This window comes from Gloeocapsopsis crepidinum LEGE 06123 (assembly GCF_015207655.1).
Lineage (GTDB): Bacteria > Cyanobacteriota > Cyanobacteriia > Cyanobacteriales > Chroococcidiopsidaceae > Gloeocapsopsis > Gloeocapsopsis crepidinum.
Map to the genome: position 1 here is coordinate 20,541 of NZ_JADEWN010000007.1, position 23,685 is coordinate 44,225.

Consider the following 23,685-nt stretch of genomic DNA (forward strand, 5'->3'; position numbering starts at 1 on the left):
CACAAAGAATGCAAAGGAAGAGATAAATTTAGAGGAGAGTTTGAGAAGAATTTATTTAACAAAATACTTTAAAATTAAGTGTTAAGCAATATATAAATATTTGATCAAGGTTAATTCTGTGAGTTTTACGATTAAAAATGTTTTAGTTCCTGTTGATGGCGATTATGACACCGTAGATGTACAAATAGAGAGCGATCGCATTGCCAAAATTGCGCCTGATTTAGATGTTGTCGGTATAGTTGTTGATGGTAACAATAAATTACTACTACCTGGTTTCGTAAATGCTCACACCCATTCTTCGGAAATGTGGCAGCGAGGTTTGATTCCGCCTGTACCATTAGAATTGTGGATTGCAGAACTTTATGATTTCGCACCTCTCGATCCTGAACAAGTTTACTTAAGTGCACTGGGAACCGCAGTAGAAACAATGCTATCGGGTGGAACGAGTGTTGTCGATCACTTAGTCCTGATTCCTGGAAAAGAAATTGACACGATTGCTGCTGCGGTTAAAGCTTACCAAGAAATTGGAATTAGGGCATTTATTGGACCGTTAATTCAAGATGAGGCTTTAGCAAGTGGAATTCCTAATGGGGAATTGCAGCGCGAGGATACACCCTATTTTCGTTCGACTGAAGCAACGCTGGAATTGATGCAAGAAGCTGTAAGGCAGTTTCATCGTCCTGAGGCGGGCGTGCATATTTTAGTTGCACCGACAGGAATTCAACTGTGTTCGGATGCACTGTTTGCTGGATGTATTGAATTAAGCGATCGCCATAATCTTTGTCGTCACGCTCATTTGTTGGAGACAAAAGCACAAAAGCAGCTAGCACAACAAAAGTATGGTTGTAGTGCAGTAGAACATCTAAAGCGCATTGGGTACTTGAGCGATCGCACCTCGTTAGCGCATTGCGTCTGGTTAAGTGATGCAGATATCGCAATCTTGGCGGCAACGCAATCTACCGTCGTTCACAATCCTTTGAGTAACTTGCGTTTAGGGAGTGGAATTGCGCCAATTTTGAAATACCGGCAAGCAGGAGTTAATGTCAGTTTTGGTTGTGATGGTTCTGCAAGTAATGACTCGCAAGATCTCCTTGAAGCAATTAAAATTGGCTCGATGCTGCATAATATCACTGACTTCGACTACCGGCACTGGATTACTCCACGTCAAGCTGTAGAAATGGCTGCATTCGGTGGTGCTAAAGGATTAAATATGACTGAGGAATTGGGTTCTTTAACTGAAGGGAAAAAAGCGGACTTAGTATTGTATGACCTCACCAGCTTATCGCTGCTACCACGTACTGATCCCATCGGTTTACTTATCCTCGGTCGCCCCACCCAAGCTGTTAACAGCGTTTGGGTAAATGGCAAGCAAATGGTTGCTGATGGCGAAGTCGCAACAATCAATGTCGATGAATTGCGACAAAATTTATTTGAACGGAGTCGGTGGGATTTCAATCGTCAATCGAAAACTGTAGGTGAAATTGAAGCACACTACCGCGAAGTTATGGGCTTAGGATTAGCTAAAGAGTATTCATAACCTTCTCGCTTCGTCTTGATGGCTCATACTTTACACTTAGCACTAGCCTATATTGACTATCCTGTGTAAGTGCTGGTTATACATACAAAAACCCATGATTGCTAGGTTACAGAGTTGCTATGAAAAAAGTAGCAGTATTTGGCAACGCTGGAGGTGGTAAATCAACTCTCAGCAAGAGATTATCAGAAATGACGGGTTTGCCACTTTACGTCTTGGACAAGATTCAATATCCATCAGGAGACACAGAGGTTTCCGAGGAAGAATATCAGCACATCCATGAGAAAATTTTGGCGACTGACCGATGGATTGTTGACGGGTTTGGTTGCATGGAAACCCTCTGGCTACGACTAAAGGAGGCGGATAGTCTGATTTTTGTCGATTTACCACTATATGTGCATTTTTGGTGGGTGACTAAACGCCTGATCGTAGGTTTCTTTAAACCACCAGAAGGTTGGCCTCAAAAGAGTCCCGTATTGAAAAGTTCACTTCGTAGTTACCGCGTGCTTTGGTTATGTCACAAATATTTGACCCCAAAATATCGCGAGTATATCCAGCAGGTTCAAAGCAGCAAAAGTGTTTATCACATTCGCTCAACTGAACAGATCGCGCAGTTTTTTGAATCAATTGGCAATAAAACTAACTTTAAAGATCGTGCATCAACCTAACAGTTGCGCTAATAGAGGTAAGGATTTTGTACGACGCTACTCGCCTTTGAGATATAGTCACATTAGCACCTGACGGATGAGATCGCGATCCTTCGATCGAGTACGTCCTAAGTACTTGCGAAGCTGCTTCAGAGGTCAGAACCTCATAATCTATGGTCTTTAGTTTATAGATGTGGCACTATAAACCAGTAGATTGTCTAGACGAGAGCTATTCATAGTGCCGAGACGCCCTCGTGTTGTCGTTGTTGGTTCTGGTTTTGGTGGGTTGAAAGCAACCCAATCGCTAGCGCGTGCCCAAATCAATGTGTTACTCATTGACCGCAACAACTACCATACATTTATTCCTCTGCTGTATCAGGTAGCAGTCGCAGAACTTCAACCCGAACAAATTGCTTATCCTGTGCGTGGTATTCTCCAGCGATTACCTTTTGCTAATTTTTTAATGGCAGAAGTCACACAAATTGATTTTGCTAATCGGGTTGTTGTTACTGATGGTTTAACAATTCCGTACGATTTTTTGGTTTTATCTACTGGTAGCGAATCTCAGTTTTTAGGAGTACCAGGGGCTGATAAATACGCTTTACCAATGAAAACGCTGCCAGAAGCCGTGTATTTGCGCAATCATCTGCTGTCTTGTTTTGAACAAGCTGTGCGCGAACCCGATCCAGAATTGCGACAGCTACTTCTAACGTTTGCTATTGTCGGTGGTGGACCAACGGGCGTAGAATTAGCAGGAGCTTTAGTAGAACTGATTCACGGTCGATTAATCAAAGATTTTCCTACGCTAGAGATGGAGCAAGTGCAGGTTATTTTACTGCAATCAAGCGATCGCCTGCTCGCGGATCTCCCACTACGTTTATCAGACTACACTTACAAGCAGTTACAACGATCTGGAGTAAAAGTCTATCTTCAAACCAAGGTCAGTAAAGTTACGTCAAATGCAGTTTATCTTGAAGATGGTACGATAATTTTCTCGAAAACGATTATTTGGACAGCAGGCGTACAAGCCACTTCACCCACGCCGACAGCAGAACTATTTCCAGCAGCTAAAGGACAAGTTGCGGTTTTACCAACGTTACAGCTACCAGACTATCCCCAAGTATATGTCGTCGGCGATTCAGCTTATATTGAGCAAGACGGAGAACCACTACCGTTAGTCGCTCCTGTGGCTTTACAACAAGGTACCGCAGCCGCACAAAATATTGTGCGTCAAATTAAAGGTAAGAACCCAAAACCATTTCGCTATGTAGATAAAGGTAGAGCGGCGATTATTAAACGCAATGCGGGTGTTGCCCAAACTAGTAAATTTACTTTTACAGGTTTTCCTGCATGGTTATTATGGTTAGGGATTCACTTATATTATCTTCCTGGTGGACGAAATCGTTTGATTGTTCTGTTGGATTGGCTACGCGATTATTTCTTTGGCGATCGCTCGATTCGTCTGATTTTTCCTCTCAGTCGTCGGCTAATATTTGAAGAAAATCCGCCAAAATCTTCTACAGATTGGCATAATCAAGATCGTTAAGCACTCTGGCACTACTATAGGTAATTTATAATGAACTATATTCCTCTTGCCGCTCGTATCTTTCTTTCTGTTATCTTTTTACGTTCTGGTTTCAATAAAATTTTTGACTTTGCTGGTACGCAAGGATTTATGGCTAGCGCTGGAATTCCTGCAGGGCTAACCGGAATTTTGTTGGTAGGTTCGATTATTTTAGAATTACTGGGAGCGTTATCGGTAATTCTAGGTTACAAGGCACGTTGGGGTGCGATCGCCCTCATTGTTTTTCTAGTTCCTACCACGCTGCTTTTTCACACTAATTTTGCTGAAGATATGCAAATCACTCAATTTCTCAAAAATTTAGGATTGATCGGCGGATTATTAATGGTAGTTTACTTTGGTTCTGGTCCTATTAGTGTGGATGGACGTAAAGATCTAGCTTAGTTCAACACCAAATTAGCTCCAACCACAGTCCCACAAACAAAAATATAAAAGTGGGTAATTAGCTAAGAGCTAACAGCTAACAGCTAATAGCTCTACTTAAGCTGTGACTAAGTCAGCAAGCTACAGCAACCAAGTATTGCGTGCGAAATCAACAGACTGTCCTTCCGAATCTACTTGATCTTGTTGAGGAAATACAACTGTCTGTCGTGCTGATTTGTATTTCTGCTGTGATGTTGGTTCTTTCTTCTGTAGCGGTGCAGGTTCTGGTTTCAAAGAATTCATTTGCTCAATCAACTTTGAGTTAGCTTCTGCAAGTTGTAGAATCGTAGTCTTGGCTTGCTCTAGCTCATCATTAACCGCATCAAAATTCGCGACATCTTGACGAAGTTGTTTGACTAATGCTTTTTCGTCCTCTATTTCTACCAGTAGTTCGGCAATACGATGCTCTAGAGAGTGTTCTTTCTCTTGTGCTTGCTTTAAAGCTGCCCGTAATTCAGTAACAATACCTTCTGAGTCTGATGCAGTTTGACTGGTTTGTCGAGTTCGACTTGTATTTCGCGCTCTTGCAGTTGTTCTTGTTGGTTTTACCACTTCTGTTTTTTCCTCGTTGCTTAACTCCTCATTATTTGTAGCATCTGGCTCAGATGAACTTTGCTCAGTTGTCAACTTTTCTCCCTCTTCGTTTAACAAATCTGCAATTCGTTTTCTAACCATTATTGCCTCCAATCGCGCTGTATTTCTTCTGCTACTCGGCGGTAATCTGCTGCTGCTTCGCGAGCGTTTTTTCCTTTTAACTGAGTAATTGGTACTCCTTCAAGGGCGGCTCTTTCATGCGCTTTGTAAATTCGGATAAATGTTTTACAAACCGGAATACCTAATTTTGTAAGTGTATTTTGTGCTTCTAAAGCCTCTCCTGTACTTCTAACATCAACTTTAGTTAACAACACGCGATGAGGAATTTCTGCAGGCTTTACCGATGCTTTCACGACTTCAATCAATGCAGATAAATCCATCGGAGCGCAAGGTGTTGGCAAGACCATATAATCCGCGATCGCAATGACTGCTTTTAATGCTTCCGAGCGTAGTGCTGGCGCTGTGTCTACTATGACAAAATCATACCCTTCAACTTTTCGCAAACGCTTCAGTAGCGTAGGGTCTGTTTCTTGAGCAACATCAAAGGGCATCTTACCGCGTGTCGCCCACCAAGAACAACTCCCTTGACTATCTGCATCTACAGTTAAAACTTCGTATCGCTCGGAAAAAATAGCAGATAACCCCATTGCTGTTGTTGTTTTTCCTACTCCACCTTTTCCATTTGATACAACGATGATCTTCGCGGGCATGACATTAATAAAATAGGGGTTTGAATAAAATTTTACTTAAGGCTACGTGCATCTAGTATTTTTGGATATCAGCAGCATTATTAATCCTTTATCAAAGTCATAGTTTTTAATTATTTCCCTATTTTTACTAACATAGCTTTCTTATAGTTCCACAATACATCAATTTTTTAGTTTACAGGTCGTTGCAGTCTTCACCAAGATCAAATCTGCTACCTCTTCATGACTGGCTATTTCTAATGAATTTGGTAAATTTTACGGGAGAATTAACTGCATTTTGTCAATATTTATGTCATAAAAAGTTAGTATTCTTTGTGGAAAAGTTGCAGTGTCTTCTGATAGTTAGTCAACTAAAATAATGCAAACAGTTTGAAGAGGGCGATAGTCTTACTTCACGCCCTGCGCAATAATTTCAAGAAATTTAGTACAGCCCCGCGAAGAATCAAACAAATGTAAGCCAAACTCTTGAGAAATATCTTCGCAAACCTTGATTGCTCGAATACTGTTACCGTTAGTATCTAACAACGGCGAAAATACAGCAATGCCAATCTGGTTAGGTACGATAACAATAATTCCTCCACTGACGCCACTTTTTGCTGGTAGACCAACTTTATACACCCATTCACCAGCAAAATTGTACATCCCACAGGTATACATCACACTCAACATATCTCTGACATATTGTGCATCAACTGCCCGTTCTCCAGTTATCGGATTCACACCATTATTTGCAATTGTTGCGGCCATGAGTGCTAAGTCGTGGCAATTTACCATAAATGAACACTGCTGAAAATAAAGATCGAGTGCTTCATCGATACGTTCGTCAATCATGCCAAAATTAAGCATCAAGTGTGCCATTCCTCGGTTACGGTGTCCGGTGGTACGTTCCGACATAAAAACTGAGATGTCGACAAAGATTTCATGACCGATGTAGCGCTGAAACATATCCAGCATGCGATTGAGGCGTTCTGTTGGTCCTGAACCTTTAATTAGACTGGTTGTTGCGATCGCACCAGCATTCACCATTGGGTTATATGGTCGTTTCGAGCGTTCATCGAGAATAATCGAATTAAATGCTTCTCCGGTAGGTTCCACACCGACTTTAGTTAAAACATAATCGCGTCCGTGTTCTTCTAGCGCCATACCATAGACAAAGACTTTAGAAATTGATTGAATTGTAAATAGCTGATTGTAGTCTCCGACTTGATAAACTTGACCATCAACGGTGATAACACAAATGCTGAACAAATCAGGATCTACTTTGGCTAGTTCTGGGATGTAACTGGCGAGTGCACCCTCACGCAGATGTTTGTATTTGAGGTACAGGTCTTCAAGGTATTGTTGAAAAGAGTGTGAGTAAGAGGAAGAGCGATCGCATTCTAGCTCGTCTGACATAAAGTTAAATTAATCAAATACTTCTCTTTGATTGCTAACACAATATGAGCTTAGTGATTGAAGTCACAGCTAAATAAAAAAGTCCACCGGCGTGGACTAACGATAAATTCAGATTTTGAGAAACTTGCTAGCTAATCGTTTGCGTAATATTAGTATCTACAAATAGCGTTGCTGCACCAGAAGTATAGCGATTGTACAGATTATTAGACCTCCTGCATGAATCACAGATGCCCTCCGACTAAAGTCAGGGCTATCCAAGCAAAGTGTACCTTCGTACACTAAAACAAGATTTTTATAGGTAAGTCCACGGTGGTGGACTTTGTTTATTTAGCTAGCGAATTTATTCGCAAGCGCATTCACGCAGGAGGTCTATTATCTAATGAGGTTGGGTCACTACTAAGAATCCATCCTTGTAGTGTGGAGGTAATGCGATCGCACAAATCTCAGTTTCCTGACTAGATCCTTAAAACTCTGAAACAAAGAGTATTTTAAACTACTGCAAAATTTTTCTAAAAAACGGCTTTAGTAGCTGACGTGCGATCGCATCGAGGTTAGACTAGACCAAATTCTAACTTGGAGGCATCAAGATCGTGCAAGACCGTGACTACACCTTGATCGTTGATAAAAGTGGTAGTATGTCCACACCAGATCAAACAGGTGGTAAAAGTAGATGGGAAATTGCCCAGGAATCTACTTTAGCCCTAGCGCGAAAATGCGAACAGTTAGATCCTGATGGCATTACAGTTTACGTCTTTTCTGGCAGGTTTAAACGCTACGATGATGTAACTTCAAGTAAAGTTGCCCAAGTCTTTCAAGAAAACGATCCTGTAGGAACAACTAATTTAGCTATTGTCTTACAAGATGCCATAAAAAACTACTTTCAACGCAAAGCTGCTGGCAAAACTAAACCTCAAGGTGAAACGATTTTAGTTGTTACTGATGGCGAACCCGACGATCGCCGTGCTGTATTTGAAGTCATCATCAACGCAACTCAACAAATGGAACGCGATGAAGAGTTAGCAATTTCGTTTATTCAAGTAGGTTCAGATCCGCAAGCAACGAAATTTCTCAAAGCAATTGACGATCAACTACAAGGAGTTGGGGCAAAGTTTGATATTTGCGACACAGTGACACTTGATGATTTAGAGGATATGAGTTTATCAGAAGTCTTACTCAATGCAATTCACGATTAATGACAATGGACGAAATCGATAAGCTACTCGCTAAAATTGATGCTAAGCCCCAGCAGAAAATACCGCCTCCAGCAAACAAAGCTACTAAATTTGCTTCAGATATCGAGCTACTTTTAAGCGAAGTCAAAGCTGATTATACACAAAAAGAACGCGAACTAGAACAGCAGAAAGCTAAAGAGAAAAATAGACGGGCGATCGCATGGTTAAAAACCTTAGATCCCATGTCGAGTGAAGGATTGTGGTTTGAGGAATTTGCTGCTAAGTATCCTTCCAAGGTTGCAGCCGCAGTTGATTACTTGCGATCGCTATGCGGTAACTCTTAAATCTGTCTTATGTTTGCCAAGCTTTCAGACAGCGATCAACTAAAGAATTCACAGATTGTTTTAGCTGGCGCTTGCGATACCACCTCCGATAAGCATTCTCGTATTCTTCACCTTTGGTTTGGAATGTATTCCAAGCACTTAGCCCAAGCCCTAAACCCCAAAACAAAGCGATGTATAATGACCAAGAAAGCTCACCTGCACTGATGAAGTTCAGCATCAAGAAAAAAGAGTTGACAATGGCATAATTCCCAAAGCTTTTTTGTAAATTACGACGACGATGCATATCGAAAGCTTGTCGCTTTTGCACATCAGCTTGTTGCAATAGCCATTCTTTTTCAGCAGCTTGGAGACATTCTGGTGTAATTTCCAATTCAGATGCAATTTCTAATAACTGTTCGCGCGTAAATTCGCCTTCATGCGCTTGACAAGAAATCGCAATTTGCAAAATTTGTTGAATATCTTCCTGATGATATAAGCGAGTAATTTTGCTATCTGATGTTTTCATTTTTGATATTTTTATAGTTTGGGATAATAAACCCTAATCGAGGGTACTGTTTCTATTATGCCAAGCTTGCGGCTGACGAAACTTGTAGATGTCTGCGATCGCTTTTACCCAACCATCAGAAACAGATTCTAGAATGCGATCGCCTTTTTCCTTGGTTGCAACTGTGGGATCTCCTAACACACCACTACAACTCAAATCGCGGGTTGTCCAAGCGAAAGGTAACTTGCCTTCCATTGAGAGTAAACTATCTTCTAGTAATGGTGGATATTCTGCGATCGCGGCTTGCATTTTTACCTGTTCAGGTAAAATCGACAACATTAAACTTGTCTCAGCATCTCCTGCATGGATTCCTAGCTGTTGTTCTTTAGGTGAAAGTAATTCGTTAACAGTATGCGGAACGCGCCAGGTAAACAGCGGAAAAACCAAAAAATCTTCATACTTAACGTGCAAATCGCGGGCGACAATTTCCACAACCTGTGGTTGTCCGCCGTGAGAGTTCATTAATACAAGTTTGCGAAATCCTGCACGATAGACACTTTCAGCAATTTCAATTAATGTTGATATGAGCGTTTGGGCACTGAGAGCGATCGTTCCTGGAAAATGCCAGTGTTCGTTCGATTTACCATAATATAAAGGTGCTAAAGCATATGCTGGGATACTTGCATCAAGTTTTTCTAATGCTTTTCCCAAAACTGCAACACCAATTGCAGCATCGACAATTAATGGTAAGTGTGGACCATGTTGTTCAATTGCACCAACAGGTTGAATTAAGACGGTATTCTCTTTATTGGGCATTGCTTGAATGTCAGTCCAAGTCAGATAAGGGAAAAATCGTTGTGGTGGAATGAAACTATGCATCATCTCTACAATTTATGCGATCGCACTGCTTTCAAAGTTAAACTCACCTGCCAACTCCCAAGATCCTCCCTTGTAATACCAGAGTAGCAATCCTTCTCCATATCCGTTAAGAGAATTCCAATCACTGACAAACTCGTGATAAAGCTGACGCGCTTCATCTGATGTCACTTTATTTTGAATTGTAATATGCGGTTGATATCGCTGTTGATCCTGCTTACTTAACCACATATGCCAAGTTGTTGCTAGCTGTTGTCGTAGTTGAATCAACTCAGAACAGTTCACTTCAATCGCAACACCTTTACCAAGAATGCGTGGTTTGGGAAACAGTAGTGGTAAGACTGGAGTATGCGCACAGATGTTTTGTAAAGTTTGCTGAATTGATAGTTCTTCTTCGCCTGGGAGTGCATGAAAAAGAGTAATATGTGCGGGAAGAAAGTTTCTTTCCGGTGGAAAGTGCTGTTGACGCAATTCATTGAAAAAATCAAAAGTTATGCGATCGAGTTTGAGTGTCAAAATAAGTGGTGATGGTGACATTTATTTTTTATCAGTAATATGGGTGAAACTCAACGTAAATCAAAAGCTGGTAATTAGCAACATTCAAAATATTACCTAATCTGAATACGTAATTTATTAATATGGTTCCATACTTATAAAGCTATGAAACGTACATATTACGACAATATTGCACAAATCTACGATCAAACACGTTGGTTGACACCATCAGTAGCAGAAGAAGTTGTAGATTTTATCATTAATCTCACTGGTGCAACTTTTGAAACCTCGTTTCTAGAACCTGGTGTAGGTACAGGTTTAAACGTTCTTCCTCTGGTTAAACGAGGCTACTCAGTGACAGGAATTGATAGTTCTGAAGCAATGCTTGCTCAATTTCGGCAAAAACTCAATGAAATCCCTACTAATTTGAATTTGATTCACGCTGATGCTTCACAGTTACTTTTTCCCGATAACAGTTTTGATGTTGTGTTAACTGTTCACATGATTCATACTGTTGCTAACTGGAAAGCATTTTTAGATGATATTACGCGCGTGCTTAAACCGGAAGGATTCTATCTCAATTGTCAATGGATTACTCCACCTGCTCCCAGAGAGTTTGAAGGTTACTATCTATCAATTTTATCTAAGTATGAAAATCCAAAGCAAGACTTAAAAAGTGTAAATACAGCGATTGAAAAAGTAGATATAGAGGGATATCTTAACACTAAAGGTTATATGTCAAAGTATTTTATTGCTAAAGAATGGGAAGTTACTAATACAGTTGAGGAGTTATTAGGCTACTTTAAATCACGAGCATACGGCTTATGCTGGCTAGCCTCAGAAGAGATTTTTCCTGAGGTAATGAATGAGTTTGAAGCATTTTGTATACAGCATTATGGTTCGCTACAAAAGATCCTTTCTTCTCCAGCCAAGTTTGAGATTTGGGCTTATAGGATTTCAGGTTAGAGTAAAGGTGCGATCGCAATCAGCAATTTTCTCTATCGGTAGTTCAATTGCAGTAATCATGTCAGTTCTACCTTAAAACTCAAAGGAGCAACTCGGTTTTAGAAATTTCGCGCTAAGGCTATCAATAGTTAAAGGCTATTAATAATTATCTCTTGACAGCTTTGAAAAACTGTTTGCACATCAAATAGCAACGCTATAGACAGCTATTTAGTCTTCAATCTAATTGTTCTAACTTTAGATTTAGTCTGGAGCCTTTGTATATCTCTAACAACTAGAAATGCCATTAAGTATAAAAGCAAAATTTGTTGAAATACAAGCATAGGATCTAGTCTCCATCCTTGAAAAATTAAAATCCCTCCTGAAAGTAATAGAATAACAGGAGCTACAAAAAACTGAGTTAAGCGAAAAGCAATTTCTATTACGGTGGTTTGCGAGTTACGAATAACAGTAATAAGTTGAGCTATTAATATGGGAACATAAAGAAAACCGAACAGAATATATGCAATTCCTATAACTGCTGCTAGCGGAATAGAACTCAACGTAACCATAATCTGACTTATTGAGTCATCAACGCCCTGATCTTACCAGGATTCATCAATCCATAAGGATCGACCATTTGTTTAAACTTTAGCTGTTCGGGGTCCATTTGTTTACGTCCGCCATCTTCAATTATGTATGTATGAGGATTGGCAATAAATACGCCGTTAGCTTCGTGATAGCGCATAATCTCATTCAAACGTTCTTCTGTTGTATAGCGTACAAGTTGCAACGCTGCAGGAATGACTGTACCATTCACTCGAATAAATTCTAAATGCATCATCACTTCATCACCAAAATGATGAAACATATGCTCGACGGTTTGTAGTGATTTATCGGTAGGAAACAAACTTTGTAAATAAGTAATTGACGGATCAACACTACGGGTGTGTAGAGTTGTGTGATTCCAAGTAAATTCCCCTAAATTCACGCCTTTACCAACATCCTGCGCAGACTTTTGATAAGTTAGCTTCCCGTTATACTCTTGAATCAATCCTGGCAGTAATTCCAAACAAGATTCTGCCACTATTAAAAAAGCTGCATGAGTCTTATCAGGAATGTATTGACGCAATGCTGTAAAGTAACTGGGAATTGGCGATGCAAAAACTGTAATTAATTTCTTAACCATACCATCCGCATTGCCCAACGCTTGCCCAAAACGGGCGGCTGTCATGAAATCATCAAACGTGACAATTATTTCAACCCAAGGATAAGCAGGTGCAAGTGGAATTTCTAATTCAATGATAATACCATTCACACCCCAAGCATGATTGACCTTTTGCACATCATCACCTCGTAACTCAATGACACGAGGTTCATCTTCTATTGTCACAACTTTCAATGCCAAAAGATTACCGCGATCGCGCAATTGTCCATATGTAATTGAACCAATTCCTCCACTACCACCTGCAATAAATCCTCCAATGGTTGCAGTGCGATATGTAGAAGGTGCCATGCGAATTTCCCAACCACTTACCCGCGCCTTTTTATCCAAAGTCGCCAACTTTACCCCAGCTTCTAAGCGTGCTATACCAGCCTCAATCCACGGAATTCTTTGCATCCGCGACATATCCAAAATCACACCACCATGCAATGGTACGCATTGCCCATAATTTCCTGTACCCGCACCTCGTACTGTTACAGGAACACGATACTTGGCACACACCGCCGCCACCTGCAAAACTTCTGCCTCCGTAGCAGGGCGCACAACAATATCACCAACCTTCCCTGCCAACTGACGTTGCAAAATCGGACTAAAAGTATGATAATCCTGCGATAACTTCGCCACCTGCGCCGCATCTACAATCACCTCAACCCCCACTAACGCAGCGACAAAAACCTCCCAATCAACAGATTTAATTGGCGTAGTTGTCATCTCTAATTACCTCTTTGCATCCTCTGTGGTTCGTTTCCTTCCTAATTCTCATGCTTGACCGCACTTTCATGCCATTTCCCCAATATCCAGTCAGACAACACCGTCAATCCCACAAAAATAACTACCCCCAATCCCGTCGTTAACAACAACGCCGCAAACATACGTGGAATCTGCAAATTGTAACTCGATATCAAAATTCGATAAGCAATCCCCGATCGCGCCCCACCTGTTCCCGCGACAAACTCCGCCACAACCGCACCAATCAACGCCAAACCGCCACTAATACGCAATCCACCTAAAAAATACGGCATGGCACTCGGCAAACGTAAATGCACCAATGTTTGCCACCGCGAAGCTTTATACAGTTGAAACAAATTCACTAAATTACGATCGACACTATTCAACCCCAGTGTTGTGTTAGAAACAATCGGGAAAAACGCCACAATCCAAGCACAAACAACCAACGCCGCAAATGTGTTGTTTTTTAGCCAAATAATAATTAAAGGTGCGATCGCTACTATTGGAGTTGTTTGTAAAATCACCGCATAGGGAAATAAGCTTTTTTCAATCCACTTACTCTGCGTAAACAAAATTGAAATCAGCAATCCTGAAACTGCTGCTGCAACAAAAGCAACGACAGTAATTTGAAATGTAACTAACAACGAAGCAAACAGTTCATTCCAATCTGTGATTAATGTTTGCAATACTAATAGAGGTCCAGGAAGCAAATACGGTGGTAAGTTTGTCATGCGTACAAAAACTTCCCACGCCACCAAGACTAGAATTCCTACAATGATTGGTGCAACAATGTCAATAGATACACGCTGAGTGGTGTCATTACTCACTTGACTAGATTTGCGGCGACGGAGAATAGTCATTGCCTACTATATGGAGTAATGGTTGTTCGTTCATTGTTGCCATCAAACATTGCGAGACTTCACGGCAGTATTCGTTATACAGCAAGGATGTGCGAAATTCTTCATTGCGGGGATACGGTGCATCAATTGCAATATCTGCAACTACACGCCCTGGACGCGCTGCCATAACAATGACACGATTGGAAAGATAGACTGCTTCATAGATATTGTGCGTCACAAAAACTACTGTCCAACGGTGCTGACTCCACAAATCAAGGACATCACGATTCAGCTTGCTGCGGGTAATTTCATCTAGTGCCCCAAAAGGTTCATCCATTAACAATACGTTTGGTTTTGTTACCAAGGCGCGGGCGATCGATACTCGCATTTTCATGCCACCAGACAACTCGCGAGGATAGCTGCGTTCAAACCCACTCAAACCTACACGTTGAATCGCTTGTTGTACTAAGACGTCTGCATACTTTTTAGATGTCCCAGCTAATTTTAGCGGCAAATGCACATTGTCTTGAACAGTTGCCCACGGCATTAATGCTGCTTCTTGAAAAACAAAAGCCAGTTTGCGATCGCAGACACCCCAATCAATACTGCCAGAATTCATTTGTCCTAATCCGGCAATAATCCGCAATACTGTACTTTTACCACAACCGGAAGGACCGACTAAACTCACAAATTCTGCATCCTGAATTGCCAGGTTCATGTTGTGCAAAGCCACAGTACCGTTACTATAAACCTTACTGACATGATTCAGCTCAATTGCGGGAATCATTTGCTATAGACTGATGAATAATTACCAAACATATTCTATCTAGCGTAACTCTACCGTAAGCAGGAATACAAAAATGTTTTTATGTCTAGTTACGATATGCCTGCGCACCTCTATTAACAAATTGCAAGGTGAATGCTTGTTTGTAATCGGTGTTAGGTTGAAAAATTCCTGCCTGTGTCATACTTTCATAAAAAGATTGCCATCGTTCCTCGGTCATGGCACCAATTCCGAGTTGTTCAACTTCACCGGAAGCAATAATGCCGTACTCTTGAAGCTTTTCAATTCCGTAGGCAATTTGCTCGTCCGTCATTTCTGGATTTGCTTGTTTGATCAATTCATTTCCAGGTGCTGGGTTTTCTAAATAGCTATACCAACCTTTAATTGATGCATCAACAAATCTTTGGACTAAATCCGGATTATTTTCTACTAATTCACGTTTTGTCTCAATTGTTGTTGAATAAGGTATGTAGCCATAATCTGCTAATAAAAATATAATAGGTGTAAATCCACCTTGTCTTTCTATCGCAAACGGTTCAGATGTAATATATCCTTGTTGTGCTGATTGTTTATCTGCAAGAAATGGACCAGGATTAAAGTTATAAGGGCGCTTTTGATCGTCTGTAAAACCAAATTTTGCTGCTAATAAAGGCCAGTATGTCACATTAGCAGAAGAAGATATATAAATTGGTCTGCCTCTAAGATCTTCTATTGATTCAACGCCTGTGTTAGGATGAGCGAGCAAACACTGGGGATCTTTTTGGAAAATTGCTGCCACAGTAATTTTAGGTATTCCTTCAGCAACGGCATTAACTGCATCGACGCCGTACCCCATAAAAAAATCTACCGCATTTCCCATTAATAACTGAGTACCAGTTGGTACTTGCGGTCCACCCATTTGAATTGTGACATCTAAGCCGTGTTCTTTGTAGATGCCTGTAGCGATCGCTTGATAAAATCCTCCGTGTTCTGCCTGTGCTAACCAGTTTGTCCCAAAAGTGACTTGATCGAGATTATTTGTTGATTGAGAAGTATTAGCTTGTGGCTGATTATTCGTACAAGCTGCAACTACACCACTACCAATAAACAATGAACCATATTGAATAAATCTACGACGATTTACACTATGAATAGCATGATTCATTAATAAATCATCTCCTTTGTTAGCTTAACTGTGCACTACATTCTAGAATTAACCTTTGATTTTCTACTGCGTACGGCTGAATTTCTAAAGCACGACGCAAAGCTTGAATCGCAGCACTATAATTTCCCAAAGCGACATAACATAAGCCCATACCATGAAGCGCACCGAAATGAATCGGACTAAGCTTAACTACCCTTTCACAATCTGTTAACGCTCTTTGGTATTGACCATTCATGTAATACAAAACAGCACGTCGGTTCCACGCTTCAGCAAAATCAGGTTGAGCTTCAATCACTTCTGTCAATAGCGCTTCGGCTTGTTCTATTTTACCTGCTTCAACTAACGCTTGACTTTGCTGTAATAGCTGCAATCCATAAACGCCTTTTTGTCCAAACCAATGCTTCCATAACTCTTGAGTTGCCCAATTTCGTATCTTCTCATCAGGACTTTTCAAAGCTTCCAGCAGTGGATTAATAATAGATGCTTCATCCATGATTTCTGATTTAACTTATTGAGTTGTCTAAGTATGCTATACTAATCCATTCTGTAGCTGTATTAGCAACCACAGTTATCTTAAAACCAAGTTAATTTATTTCTTCTTACCGTTGCAATGAATCTTAAGAAAACTAACTCGATCTTGCTTGTAATTTTATAACTAACCATATAAAACTTAAGCAAATAAATATATCCTTGTTGTATTTCAATATACCATTTTTTAGGAAAAGGATAACGTAACGTAGGTACTCTCTATAACTATTCTCTGTAACTTCTATACTTAGTCAGGTTTATTAAGTTGTTCAAAAAAAATACATCAACTTCTTTTACTAGACTCACCAAAAATAAGCGTTCTTAACATAGTCCAGATAATGCCCACAAAAGCTGAAACTAAAAGAAAAATCATTAATAAAGCCAAGGCAGAAAATGGCGAAAATAGAGTGATAAGCAGCACCAAGACAAGAATAGCTACTAATATATTATTCATATCAATAGAATTGCGCGATCGCGTGACAACTAATTATCAGGTTAATAGCCATTATTGTTTTTGACGTCTAGCCGCAGCAATATTAGCGAAGAAATTGCTCTAGCTCATTACTTGACGATCGCACTAAACTCAATGGTAATGAAGTTTCACTCACTGCTTGAGTATATGCCGAACTGAGGTAAGAGCGATATTGCGGTGAATTATTAATGTATGTCTGAAAAAATGGTACGCTCAAAGCACTTATATACGACCGTGCAACTTCTGGAGTAGGACCAATCACTTGTGGTGGTACAGTTATAGGTTCTGAACCAGGCGCAGCTTCACCAATTGTTGAGAAGTGCGTAGCACCTACAATTACAGCTAGATACTTATCTGGAGTCGTCAGCCAACTAAATGGACGAATTTGTTCAGCTAACGTGGGGGCAATAGTGTCAGCACTACCGCTGACAATCATCACAGGTACAGCAATTTGCCTAATACTAGCTTCGCCAAAAACACTACTAGTAATTGGGTTGACTGCGATCGCTGCTTTTATGCGTGGATCGCGTAAGGCATAGTCAGTCGCTGGCAACTCCAACGCGCGACATTGCAGTAATAATGAGACATTCCACAAAGTAGAATCTTGCAATGTATTACAGTCTTGTTGCAGTTGTTTAAAGTTTAATTGTGCGCCTGCGAGGGCTAATGCGGTATAACCACCAAAAGATTGACCAATAACTCCAACTTGTTGGATATTAATGTTTCTAAATCTCGGGTCAGATATGCGCAAACGTTCTAACTCATTGAGTAGATACCTGACATCTAGTGGACGGTTAATAAATTCATTTGGTTGTGCTACTTCCGCAGCTACTCCCGATAAAAGCGATCGCAACTGTTCTGCATTGCTTCCAGGATGTTCGGGAACCGCAACCGCAAAGCCGTAGGATGCTAGTTGAGTTGCTAAATAAATAAAACTTGTCCGATCCGATCCTAAGCCGTGAGAAATGACAATAACTGGTGCTGGTTTTTCTAAATTCAGCGGAAGATAGATATCTGCTAAAAATTGGCGATCGCGTCTTGGATCGAATAACGTAAGTGTTTGCTGATTCCAACTAAATGGACCTCGTTCGCGCAAATCAGGTACCCCAAAATCAATTGGTGGTTGCGTATTCGCAGCATTGACTGCATCCTGTTGCACAAGAGCGATCGCTTGTCCAGTTTGATTCACTAATCTTTCTAACTGTTCCGCAATGCGTAAACTACGTGCTAAATCAATGCGAATACTGCGTGTCGGAAACTGACGTAATACATTGAGTGGAGTTAGACCCTCAGGAGTCGCTGCGGCTAAAATCAACGCAGAGCGAATTGCATAAAAGCCTGGCTGACGCGCTTCAGTTTGGACAATTTGTCCCAAGCGTTTTAATAAAATGATTCCCTGCGGTGTGTAGAGAAACTGTGCAACTGCTACCGGAGTTAAATCAATTTGCGTCAGCAGAACCCGTCGTAATTGTTCTAACTGTTGTGGACTGATGTATTGAGCATAAACTGCAAGTTCTTCATCCAGAATACCTTCTCGCGCATACTTTTCCAGCGCCGCTACCGAAATCGAGCGCTCAACAACTGAATAAGACGCATAAATTCGTTCTGCTGTCAAGGCTTGACGCATTATTCCTACAGTAGGGATAAAACAACACCCCAAGGAAGCTGCGACTAACCCAATTCGCCACAACAAGCGCTTGTACGCATAGGAGTTTTGTCTGCCAGGTTTAGATATCAAAGCTACCCATTCCAGAAGATTTATGTTGATTCACCAAACGAGAACTACAAGTACCTTTTCTTCTGCTCACCCACACGCAGTTATTACTTATAAGTTAGCAACTTTGAATTTTGTTCACTCAAGACTCATCATTTCGCGAAGTGGTAATTTATCTAACCACTGAACGATCGCAGAATTAACTCGATCGGGGACTTCATCGTGCGGACAATGACCTGCGTTAGGAATAGGAACAACTTCAACAGGTTCGCCGCGATCGCGCATCTGTTCATAGAGTTTTGCACCACTAATCGGTGTCCAAGGATCGTCTGCACCCCATACTACTAATAGAGGTTGTTTCACTGGCAATAACTCGGCTGGACTTGGACCTGGAGGTGCAGTGATAATTGAAGCGAAAACTTGCTGTGCGTCAGGATCGCACGCTGGCTCATACAGCATATCTACTAGTTCATCTGTTACAGCTTCGCGATTACGATATACTTGCAGCAACGTACGCCGAATTTGTGATTTTTGGCGAATTCGGTTAAAAATAGTTCTTCCTGTAATTCTCGAACGCACAAGACGATTAAACCCCGCCATAAAGATTCGCAATGGTGGATTAAGTTCATTAGGACGATGACTCAAACCACCTGCACTGTTAATCAAAACTCCACCTGCGGCAATTTCTGGATGATTTGCGACTACCATTAAACTCAGTAGCGCTCCAATTGAGTTACCAATAAATATTGCTGGTTCTTGGATATGTTCTTCCCAAAAATCCTTCAGCAGGAGTTCCCATACATCCAAGGTATAATTCAGCGGCGGTTTACTCGAACCACCAAAACCGAGTAAGTCTAAGGCAAACACTCGATAACCCGCATCGGCTAATACAGGTATATTTTTCCGCCAGTGTCCGATACAAGCACCAAATCCATGAACTAAGACTAAAGGGCGTCCTTCTCCTTTAACAGTGTACTGAATGCTGTATCCTTTCCAGTTCCAAATGTACTTTTCAAGGCTGCTGGTGTATGGTATTTGCTGGGTAGTCACAGGTCTTTATTAAAATTTGTAAAAGATTACCTTTTTATTACATAACATTTTTGTAGGGAAAAAGCACTCTGGCTAAGGAGTTGTCAATTTTAAAATTAATTTTAGTGTTTAGAGCGATCGCTTCACTGTATTATCTTTGTCCGACGTATAAACCGTTCTAATCGGATAAGGAATTTCAATTTCTTCTTGCTATAAAGATAGTGCAATCTTCTAATGATGATTTCATTGACTTGTCACTGAGTTCTGATAGCTAGTTTTCGCAAGCGGGCTAAAAATCCTCTTTCAAAAATTAATCCAGCTAATAAACCACTGACAACAAACACAAGCAGAATTAACCATAGCAATACTTGTCAAAAAATACAGATGTCATTTGACTAAAGCCATGATTATGTAAAATCAAGCCTGCTTTCGCCACACTGCAATAAGATTTTTGTCAATGGTTACAAGTAATATTGTGCAACAGTGAACTCAAGTGGAAACAGATAATGAAAATACAAAGAGCGTTCGTCCTTCCGCTTCGACGCAGTGTTAGCTGAAACAAAGTATTAATTATTCTGTAACTGTAACTGTTTAATCTTATTTAAAATAAAACTCCGAGATTCTTGCAATAGCTCGAACTGTTTATCAAGGCGCTCTAGCTGGCTATGCCAAATTTCAGCTTTCTTTTCTTTAGTGAGTCCTGATTCCCATAATTCAATACCAGAGCGTATTTCTGCGAGACTGAAGTTAGCAATTTGTCCAAGACGGATTAGGCGGATGCGTGCCAGAGATGCTTCAGTATACTCGCGATAGCCGTTTGTTCTCCGACAGACATGCTTTTCAGTCAGCAATCCTTGCTTCTCATAATATCTCACTGTATCCGTTGTGATACCGAAATGGTTAGCTACTTCGTGAATCAGCATAGCTCTCTTGACCTTAGAGTTACTCCATAGTTTAGCTTACTGGTACTGGAGAAAGTCTAAGGAGTGAGAAAGCATGAAATATAAAAAATTACTCATGTCTCGTATTTTTGCGATTTTAGTTGGGGCAATTACCATTATGTTTATTATTTTGGGGTTAACTCAAAATATAGACCTATTTAGACCTGCTGACATTGTGCTTGGAATTATTCTGATCGCAGCAGCCCTTATACCTAGAGCCAAAATGGCAGCTTTAGGAATGCTAATCGGCTATTCATATACAGCAGGAGTTTTCTCACTATCGATAACAGCAACACTTCTCGACGGGGCTTTCAATGTAGCTTCAACCCTAGGATTGATTGTTTGTATCCTATTCATCTATATTTTGAGTCGATGGTTGCTTGAAACTTAGCAATATGGATAACCTTTAATAGCTCTTGTGCAAGGTTACACCTGTAAGCGATCGCCCTCACCACTGCTGCTACCTTTGGCGTATCTCCATTGGAGAATTCCTCCCTGAGTTGCTTGAAACACCACAGCCTATCTCGAACTCTCACGATAGATGAACCTGCTGAGTGCTTTCAAACACACTGACAACCTCAAAGAACGCTAGCTAACAACAAATTCATTCACTTTTCGATCTCTTAAGCAGTGGTTTAAGTGAAGCGTTCGTAAATTCAGCAAAAGTGGTTGGTGTATCTAAAGTGGGTGGTACTGGAGTAAAATCAGGAGCAGTTAGACCTTTCCACATTTGAGTATATTGGGTAGCAACATCTAAACTAGCGCCTTGCTTGAGCATTGCGTCATGAAATTGCTCAAAGGTAATTTGGACGTGTTTAATAGACTGTCCTAGTACTTGACTCAGGATTGCTGCTGCTTCCTCAAAGCTAATATCGACACCGTTTAGTCCTAAAGTAGAATGTCCCTGCCAAGTGCGATTGAGTAGAAGATTTGCAGCTACCGCAGCGATATCACGAGTTGCAACCATTGGCATTCGTTGTTTGCTGGAGAAGGGAAAGAACACACTGGCGTTTTGTAATGCTTCTAGTTGGTAATAATAGTTTTCCATAAAAAAGTTAGGACGCAGGTGAATAATATTTGTCGCGACTTGATTGAGATTTTGCTCTATCGAATGCAGTTGAGAAATTGGTCCTAAACCTGTAGGAAGGTGCGCTCCCACACTTGAAAGATTAACGACATAAGGAATATGATGAGTTTGCACAGCCGTAGTGACAGCACGAGTGAGATCTGCATACCAAACTTTAGTGTCCGCTACGTTAAAGTTGATTGGTGAAACCCAAAATAAGGCTTCTGCGGCTTGAGTCGCTTCGACAACGAAAGCTGTGTCGGTAAGTGAACCTTGAAAGACTTTTGCTTGCTGTCGTATTGCATCACTTAGTTTCTCTGGATGTCTAGCTAACAAAATGAGGAGATCGGCTTCTGCTGTAAGAAGTTGTGTAATTTGCTGACCGACGTTTCCTGTAGGAGTCACAATTGCGATCGCCATAGCTTTTTACTCGAATCAAATTTAAGCTACGACTATTTGTAACTTGCTTAACTTGGATAGACAATAATAAAAAGTCCAATATTTTTGTTTAATCGTCCACAATATGGATGCGCTTACAGAAATTCTACAAACAATGCCTTTGCACAGTTGCTTCCTCGGTCGCGCTGAGTTATCAGCGCCTTGGGGTATCCAAGTCAACCGTCAGCAGCATGCAGCTTTTCACATCGTTACTCAAGGAAACTGCTGGCTCAATATCGATAGTTTACAAGAGCCGATAGCTCTCAATGCAGGAGATTTGGTAGTTTTGCCGCAAGGACATGGACATAGCTTGTGCTACAACTTGAATAGTCCGGCGATCGCACTAGAAGAGGTATTAGCACGTCGTCCCTCTGATAATCAAAATGTGTTTTACTTTGGTGGCGGTGGAAAAGCAACAACGATTGTGTGCGGTTACTTTTACTTTGAAGATTGGGAGAATAATCCACTCATTTCTGCCTTGTCACCAGTGATTTTAATTAAAGGTGAGGCAGGACGCGCTGTCGAATGGTTAGAGGCAACACTAGAATTTTTAGCTTGTGAAAGCACCTCAACTCGTCCTGGATCGCACACTGTAATAACTCGGCTTTGCGACATTTTATTTATTCAAGCAGTACGCGCTTTTATTACTAATTTGTCTGACTGTGATGGCTGCTGGTTGCGTGCTTTAAAAAACCCGAATATTAGTAAAGCGATCGCAATTATTCATCACTCTCCTGAAAAATCTTGGACAGTTACAACATTAGCCGAACAAGTTTGTCTGTCGCGTTCTGCTTTTGCTGAACAATTTAAAACTTTAGTAGGAGAACCACCGTTGCAATACCTAACCCAAGTACGGATGCGCAAAGCTATACAATTTCTGCGAAATAGCCATGACAACCTAGCAAAAATTGCCGAATACGTTGGTTATGAGTCAGAAGCGGCATTTAGTACAGCATTCAAACGCTCAATAGGTCAATCTCCAGGTAAGTATAGGCGATCGCATTGTTCAGACTATACTAAATAGGTTTAATTCAATATTAAGATGTGGCATCTTGCCTGTCCTATAGCGGCAGCCAGTTTTCATCTAAGACTAACTCCAAACTATATGGGCATTCTTCTGGAAACGTTGATAGGTGCATTCCTGTTTGTTTCGCTGCTTGACGACGCGCACGTTGATAACTTGCTTCCAGTACCTGTGCGGGACAATCTTTTAAACTAGGACTATCTTCCAATGCTAATTCAATTTGAGTACGAGCATCAACGATCGAATCAAGCAAACTATCTGAGCGTCGCTGTGGCTGATATTGCCACTTGAGCAAGTGTAGTAAAAGACGGGTGAGTTGACTGGCAATTCCTCGCCGTTCACTTTTGCCCAAATCTTCAATCTCCTCAATTAAATGCTCTAGATCAAGTTCCTGCCAACGTTGCTCTCGCAATAATTGTGCTGTTTGATCGATCCACAAATTGAAGTCTGTTGCATAAGTCGCCTTCATGACTTGCTCTCTACATATTTAGAAATACAGCTTGTTAGGGATTATTTGACTTAATTAATGATTACATGAGCGGCTCCAACAATTGATT

The 23,685-nt window shown here is 40.8% G+C and carries 27 protein-coding genes; 10 read left to right on the forward strand and 17 right to left on the reverse strand.

The window, feature by feature from the left end:
• Positions 1 to 118: 118 nt before the first annotated feature.
• The 4 genes from IQ230_RS04230 to IQ230_RS04245 all read left to right on the forward strand — a co-directional run bounded on the left by IQ230_RS04230 (position 119) and on the right by IQ230_RS04245 (position 4,147).
• A complete protein-coding gene (locus IQ230_RS04230) occupies positions 119 to 1,537 on the forward strand; it encodes an amidohydrolase (protein ID WP_193930825.1) in 1,419 nt (472 codons plus the stop codon).
• A 119-nt stretch (positions 1,538 to 1,656) separates the two neighbouring features.
• On the forward strand, positions 1,657 to 2,202 hold the full coding sequence (locus IQ230_RS04235; protein WP_193930826.1) for a P-loop NTPase family protein: 546 nt from the start codon (positions 1,657 to 1,659) through the stop codon (positions 2,200 to 2,202).
• Between the two features lie 217 nt (positions 2,203 to 2,419).
• Positions 2,420 to 3,727 carry an NAD(P)/FAD-dependent oxidoreductase gene (locus IQ230_RS04240; protein WP_193930827.1) on the forward strand — a complete coding sequence of 436 codons (1,308 nt, stop codon included), beginning with the start codon at positions 2,420 to 2,422 and terminating at the stop codon, positions 3,725 to 3,727.
• Between the two features lie 30 nt (positions 3,728 to 3,757).
• Positions 3,758 to 4,147: a DoxX family protein gene (locus tag IQ230_RS04245; RefSeq protein ID WP_193930828.1), complete on the forward strand. Its 390-nt coding sequence runs from the start codon at positions 3,758 to 3,760 to the stop codon at positions 4,145 to 4,147.
• A 120-nt stretch (positions 4,148 to 4,267) separates the two neighbouring features.
• Here the strand turns inward: IQ230_RS04245 and IQ230_RS04250 are convergent, their stop codons facing one another.
• The 3 genes from IQ230_RS04250 to glsA all read right to left on the reverse strand — a co-directional run bounded on the left by IQ230_RS04250 (position 4,268) and on the right by glsA (position 6,882).
• Positions 4,268 to 4,861 (reverse strand): hypothetical protein, encoded by a 594-nt coding sequence (locus IQ230_RS04250; protein WP_193930829.1) that lies wholly within the window; start codon positions 4,859 to 4,861, stop codon positions 4,268 to 4,270.
• Positions 4,861 to 5,490 (reverse strand): ParA family protein, encoded by a 630-nt coding sequence (locus IQ230_RS04255; RefSeq protein ID WP_099700654.1) that lies wholly within the window; start codon positions 5,488 to 5,490, stop codon positions 4,861 to 4,863. Before IQ230_RS04255 ends, IQ230_RS04250 begins: the two co-directional genes overlap by 1 nt.
• 384 nt (positions 5,491 to 5,874) lie before the next feature.
• The gene (glsA, locus tag IQ230_RS04260; protein WP_193930830.1) at positions 5,875 to 6,882 is read right to left on the reverse strand and encodes a glutaminase A; all 1,008 of its coding nucleotides are present in this window, start codon (positions 6,880 to 6,882) and stop codon (positions 5,875 to 5,877) included.
• A 309-nt stretch (positions 6,883 to 7,191) separates the two neighbouring features.
• Here glsA and IQ230_RS04265 point away from each other — a divergent pair, with 309 nt between their 5' ends.
• The 3 genes from IQ230_RS04265 to IQ230_RS04275 all read left to right on the forward strand — a co-directional run bounded on the left by IQ230_RS04265 (position 7,192) and on the right by IQ230_RS04275 (position 8,398).
• Entirely contained in the window at positions 7,192 to 7,341 is a 150-nt protein-coding gene (locus IQ230_RS04265) for a hypothetical protein (protein WP_193930831.1), read from the forward strand.
• 128 nt (positions 7,342 to 7,469) lie between these two features.
• Complete coding sequence (locus tag IQ230_RS04270; protein WP_193930912.1) at positions 7,470 to 8,075, forward strand: vWA domain-containing protein; 606 nt, start codon at positions 7,470 to 7,472, stop codon at positions 8,073 to 8,075.
• Between the two features lie 5 nt (positions 8,076 to 8,080).
• Positions 8,081 to 8,398 (forward strand): salt stress protein, Slr1339 family, encoded by a 318-nt coding sequence (locus IQ230_RS04275; RefSeq protein ID WP_193930832.1) that lies wholly within the window; start codon positions 8,081 to 8,083, stop codon positions 8,396 to 8,398.
• 7 nt (positions 8,399 to 8,405) lie between these two features.
• Here the strand turns inward: IQ230_RS04275 and IQ230_RS04280 are convergent, their stop codons facing one another.
• From IQ230_RS04280 to IQ230_RS04290, 3 genes are read right to left on the reverse strand one after another with little or no spacing between them, the layout of a single operon-like run.
• Complete coding sequence (locus tag IQ230_RS04280) at positions 8,406 to 8,903, reverse strand: 2TM domain-containing protein (RefSeq protein WP_193930833.1); 498 nt, start codon at positions 8,901 to 8,903, stop codon at positions 8,406 to 8,408.
• A gap of 33 nt (positions 8,904 to 8,936) precedes the next feature.
• Entirely contained in the window at positions 8,937 to 9,764 is an 828-nt protein-coding gene (locus IQ230_RS04285; RefSeq protein WP_228054573.1) for a creatininase family protein, read from the reverse strand.
• A 9-nt stretch (positions 9,765 to 9,773) separates the two neighbouring features.
• Complete coding sequence (locus IQ230_RS04290; protein WP_193930834.1) at positions 9,774 to 10,295, reverse strand: 2'-5' RNA ligase family protein; 522 nt, start codon at positions 10,293 to 10,295, stop codon at positions 9,774 to 9,776.
• 123 nt (positions 10,296 to 10,418) lie between these two features.
• On the opposite strand from IQ230_RS04290, the gene IQ230_RS04295 reads away from it, so the two are divergent.
• On the forward strand, positions 10,419 to 11,219 hold the full coding sequence (locus tag IQ230_RS04295) for a class I SAM-dependent methyltransferase (RefSeq protein WP_193930835.1): 801 nt from the start codon (positions 10,419 to 10,421) through the stop codon (positions 11,217 to 11,219).
• Between the two features lie 203 nt (positions 11,220 to 11,422).
• Here the strand turns inward: IQ230_RS04295 and IQ230_RS27845 are convergent, their stop codons facing one another.
• The 9 genes from IQ230_RS27845 to IQ230_RS04340 form a co-directional block, all read right to left on the reverse strand.
• Complete coding sequence (locus tag IQ230_RS27845; protein WP_193930836.1) at positions 11,423 to 11,767, reverse strand: Ycf66 family protein; 345 nt, start codon at positions 11,765 to 11,767, stop codon at positions 11,423 to 11,425.
• A gap of 8 nt (positions 11,768 to 11,775) precedes the next feature.
• Entirely contained in the window at positions 11,776 to 13,131 is a 1,356-nt protein-coding gene (locus tag IQ230_RS04305) for an FAD-binding oxidoreductase (protein ID WP_193930837.1), read from the reverse strand.
• 41 nt (positions 13,132 to 13,172) lie between these two features.
• On the reverse strand, positions 13,173 to 14,009 hold the full coding sequence (locus IQ230_RS04310; RefSeq protein WP_193930838.1) for an ABC transporter permease: 837 nt from the start codon (positions 14,007 to 14,009) through the stop codon (positions 13,173 to 13,175).
• Positions 13,981 to 14,775: an ABC transporter ATP-binding protein gene (locus tag IQ230_RS04315; protein ID WP_193930839.1), complete on the reverse strand. Its 795-nt coding sequence runs from the start codon at positions 14,773 to 14,775 to the stop codon at positions 13,981 to 13,983. Before IQ230_RS04315 ends, IQ230_RS04310 begins: the two co-directional genes overlap by 29 nt.
• 85 nt (positions 14,776 to 14,860) lie before the next feature.
• Positions 14,861 to 15,916: an ABC transporter substrate-binding protein gene (locus tag IQ230_RS04320; RefSeq protein WP_193930840.1), complete on the reverse strand. Its 1,056-nt coding sequence runs from the start codon at positions 15,914 to 15,916 to the stop codon at positions 14,861 to 14,863.
• A 19-nt stretch (positions 15,917 to 15,935) separates the two neighbouring features.
• Positions 15,936 to 16,409 carry a tetratricopeptide repeat protein gene (locus IQ230_RS04325; RefSeq protein ID WP_193930841.1) on the reverse strand — a complete coding sequence of 158 codons (474 nt, stop codon included), beginning with the start codon at positions 16,407 to 16,409 and terminating at the stop codon, positions 15,936 to 15,938.
• Between the two features lie 571 nt (positions 16,410 to 16,980).
• The gene (locus IQ230_RS04330; protein ID WP_228054574.1) at positions 16,981 to 18,654 is read right to left on the reverse strand and encodes an alpha/beta hydrolase; all 1,674 of its coding nucleotides are present in this window, start codon (positions 18,652 to 18,654) and stop codon (positions 16,981 to 16,983) included.
• 114 nt (positions 18,655 to 18,768) lie between these two features.
• Entirely contained in the window at positions 18,769 to 19,680 is a 912-nt protein-coding gene (locus tag IQ230_RS04335; protein ID WP_193930842.1) for an alpha/beta fold hydrolase, read from the reverse strand.
• 545 nt (positions 19,681 to 20,225) lie between these two features.
• Complete coding sequence (locus IQ230_RS04340; protein WP_193930843.1) at positions 20,226 to 20,582, reverse strand: MerR family transcriptional regulator; 357 nt, start codon at positions 20,580 to 20,582, stop codon at positions 20,226 to 20,228.
• 94 nt (positions 20,583 to 20,676) lie between these two features.
• Here IQ230_RS04340 and IQ230_RS04345 point away from each other — a divergent pair, with 94 nt between their 5' ends.
• On the forward strand, positions 20,677 to 20,991 hold the full coding sequence (locus IQ230_RS04345) for a hypothetical protein (protein WP_228054575.1): 315 nt from the start codon (positions 20,677 to 20,679) through the stop codon (positions 20,989 to 20,991).
• Positions 20,992 to 21,204: 213 nt separating this feature from the next.
• Here the strand turns inward: IQ230_RS04345 and IQ230_RS04350 are convergent, their stop codons facing one another.
• Positions 21,205 to 22,086: an NmrA family NAD(P)-binding protein gene (locus IQ230_RS04350; RefSeq protein WP_193930845.1), complete on the reverse strand. Its 882-nt coding sequence runs from the start codon at positions 22,084 to 22,086 to the stop codon at positions 21,205 to 21,207.
• A 103-nt stretch (positions 22,087 to 22,189) separates the two neighbouring features.
• On the opposite strand from IQ230_RS04350, the gene IQ230_RS04355 reads away from it, so the two are divergent.
• Positions 22,190 to 23,128, forward strand: a complete 939-nt coding sequence (locus IQ230_RS04355) for an AraC family transcriptional regulator (protein ID WP_193930846.1) — start codon at positions 22,190 to 22,192, stop codon at positions 23,126 to 23,128.
• Positions 23,129 to 23,165: 37 nt separating this feature from the next.
• On the opposite strand, the gene IQ230_RS04360 is transcribed toward IQ230_RS04355, so the two are convergent.
• Positions 23,166 to 23,597, reverse strand: coding sequence for a DUF29 domain-containing protein (locus IQ230_RS04360; RefSeq protein WP_193930847.1), 432 nt, complete (start codon positions 23,595 to 23,597; stop codon positions 23,166 to 23,168).
• Positions 23,598 to 23,685: the final 88 nt, after the last annotated feature.

Coding starts and splice junctions, on each gene's coding strand:
- IQ230_RS04340 (WP_193930843.1), bottom strand. CDS start 20,582: ATGCTGATTCACGAAGTAGCTAACCATTTCGGTATCACAACGGATACA.
- IQ230_RS04250 (WP_193930829.1), bottom strand. CDS start 4,861: ATGGTTAGAAAACGAATTGCAGATTTGTTAAACGAAGAGGGAGAAAAG.
- IQ230_RS04350 (WP_193930845.1), bottom strand. CDS start 22,086: ATGGCGATCGCAATTGTGACTCCTACAGGAAACGTCGGTCAGCAAATT.
- IQ230_RS04290 (WP_193930834.1), bottom strand. CDS start 10,295: ATGTCACCATCACCACTTATTTTGACACTCAAACTCGATCGCATAACT.
- IQ230_RS27845 (WP_193930836.1), bottom strand. CDS start 11,767: ATGGTTACGTTGAGTTCTATTCCGCTAGCAGCAGTTATAGGAATTGCA.
- glsA (WP_193930830.1), bottom strand. CDS start 6,882: ATGTCAGACGAGCTAGAATGCGATCGCTCTTCCTCTTACTCACACTCT.
- IQ230_RS04345 (WP_228054575.1), top strand. CDS start 20,677: ATGTCTCGTATTTTTGCGATTTTAGTTGGGGCAATTACCATTATGTTT.
- IQ230_RS04255 (WP_099700654.1), bottom strand. CDS start 5,490: ATGCCCGCGAAGATCATCGTTGTATCAAATGGAAAAGGTGGAGTAGGA.
- IQ230_RS04315 (WP_193930839.1), bottom strand. CDS start 14,775: ATGATTCCCGCAATTGAGCTGAATCATGTCAGTAAGGTTTATAGTAAC.
- IQ230_RS04325 (WP_193930841.1), bottom strand. CDS start 16,409: ATGGATGAAGCATCTATTATTAATCCACTGCTGGAAGCTTTGAAAAGT.
- IQ230_RS04355 (WP_193930846.1), top strand. CDS start 22,190: ATGGATGCGCTTACAGAAATTCTACAAACAATGCCTTTGCACAGTTGC.
- IQ230_RS04235 (WP_193930826.1), top strand. CDS start 1,657: ATGAAAAAAGTAGCAGTATTTGGCAACGCTGGAGGTGGTAAATCAACT.
- IQ230_RS04245 (WP_193930828.1), top strand. CDS start 3,758: ATGAACTATATTCCTCTTGCCGCTCGTATCTTTCTTTCTGTTATCTTT.
- IQ230_RS04360 (WP_193930847.1), bottom strand. CDS start 23,597: ATGAAGGCGACTTATGCAACAGACTTCAATTTGTGGATCGATCAAACA.
- IQ230_RS04310 (WP_193930838.1), bottom strand. CDS start 14,009: ATGACTATTCTCCGTCGCCGCAAATCTAGTCAAGTGAGTAATGACACC.
- IQ230_RS04280 (WP_193930833.1), bottom strand. CDS start 8,903: ATGAAAACATCAGATAGCAAAATTACTCGCTTATATCATCAGGAAGAT.
- IQ230_RS04295 (WP_193930835.1), top strand. CDS start 10,419: ATGAAACGTACATATTACGACAATATTGCACAAATCTACGATCAAACA.
- IQ230_RS04275 (WP_193930832.1), top strand. CDS start 8,081: ATGGACGAAATCGATAAGCTACTCGCTAAAATTGATGCTAAGCCCCAG.
- IQ230_RS04285 (WP_228054573.1), bottom strand. CDS start 9,764: ATGATGCATAGTTTCATTCCACCACAACGATTTTTCCCTTATCTGACT.
- IQ230_RS04305 (WP_193930837.1), bottom strand. CDS start 13,131: ATGACAACTACGCCAATTAAATCTGTTGATTGGGAGGTTTTTGTCGCT.
- IQ230_RS04320 (WP_193930840.1), bottom strand. CDS start 15,916: ATGAATCATGCTATTCATAGTGTAAATCGTCGTAGATTTATTCAATAT.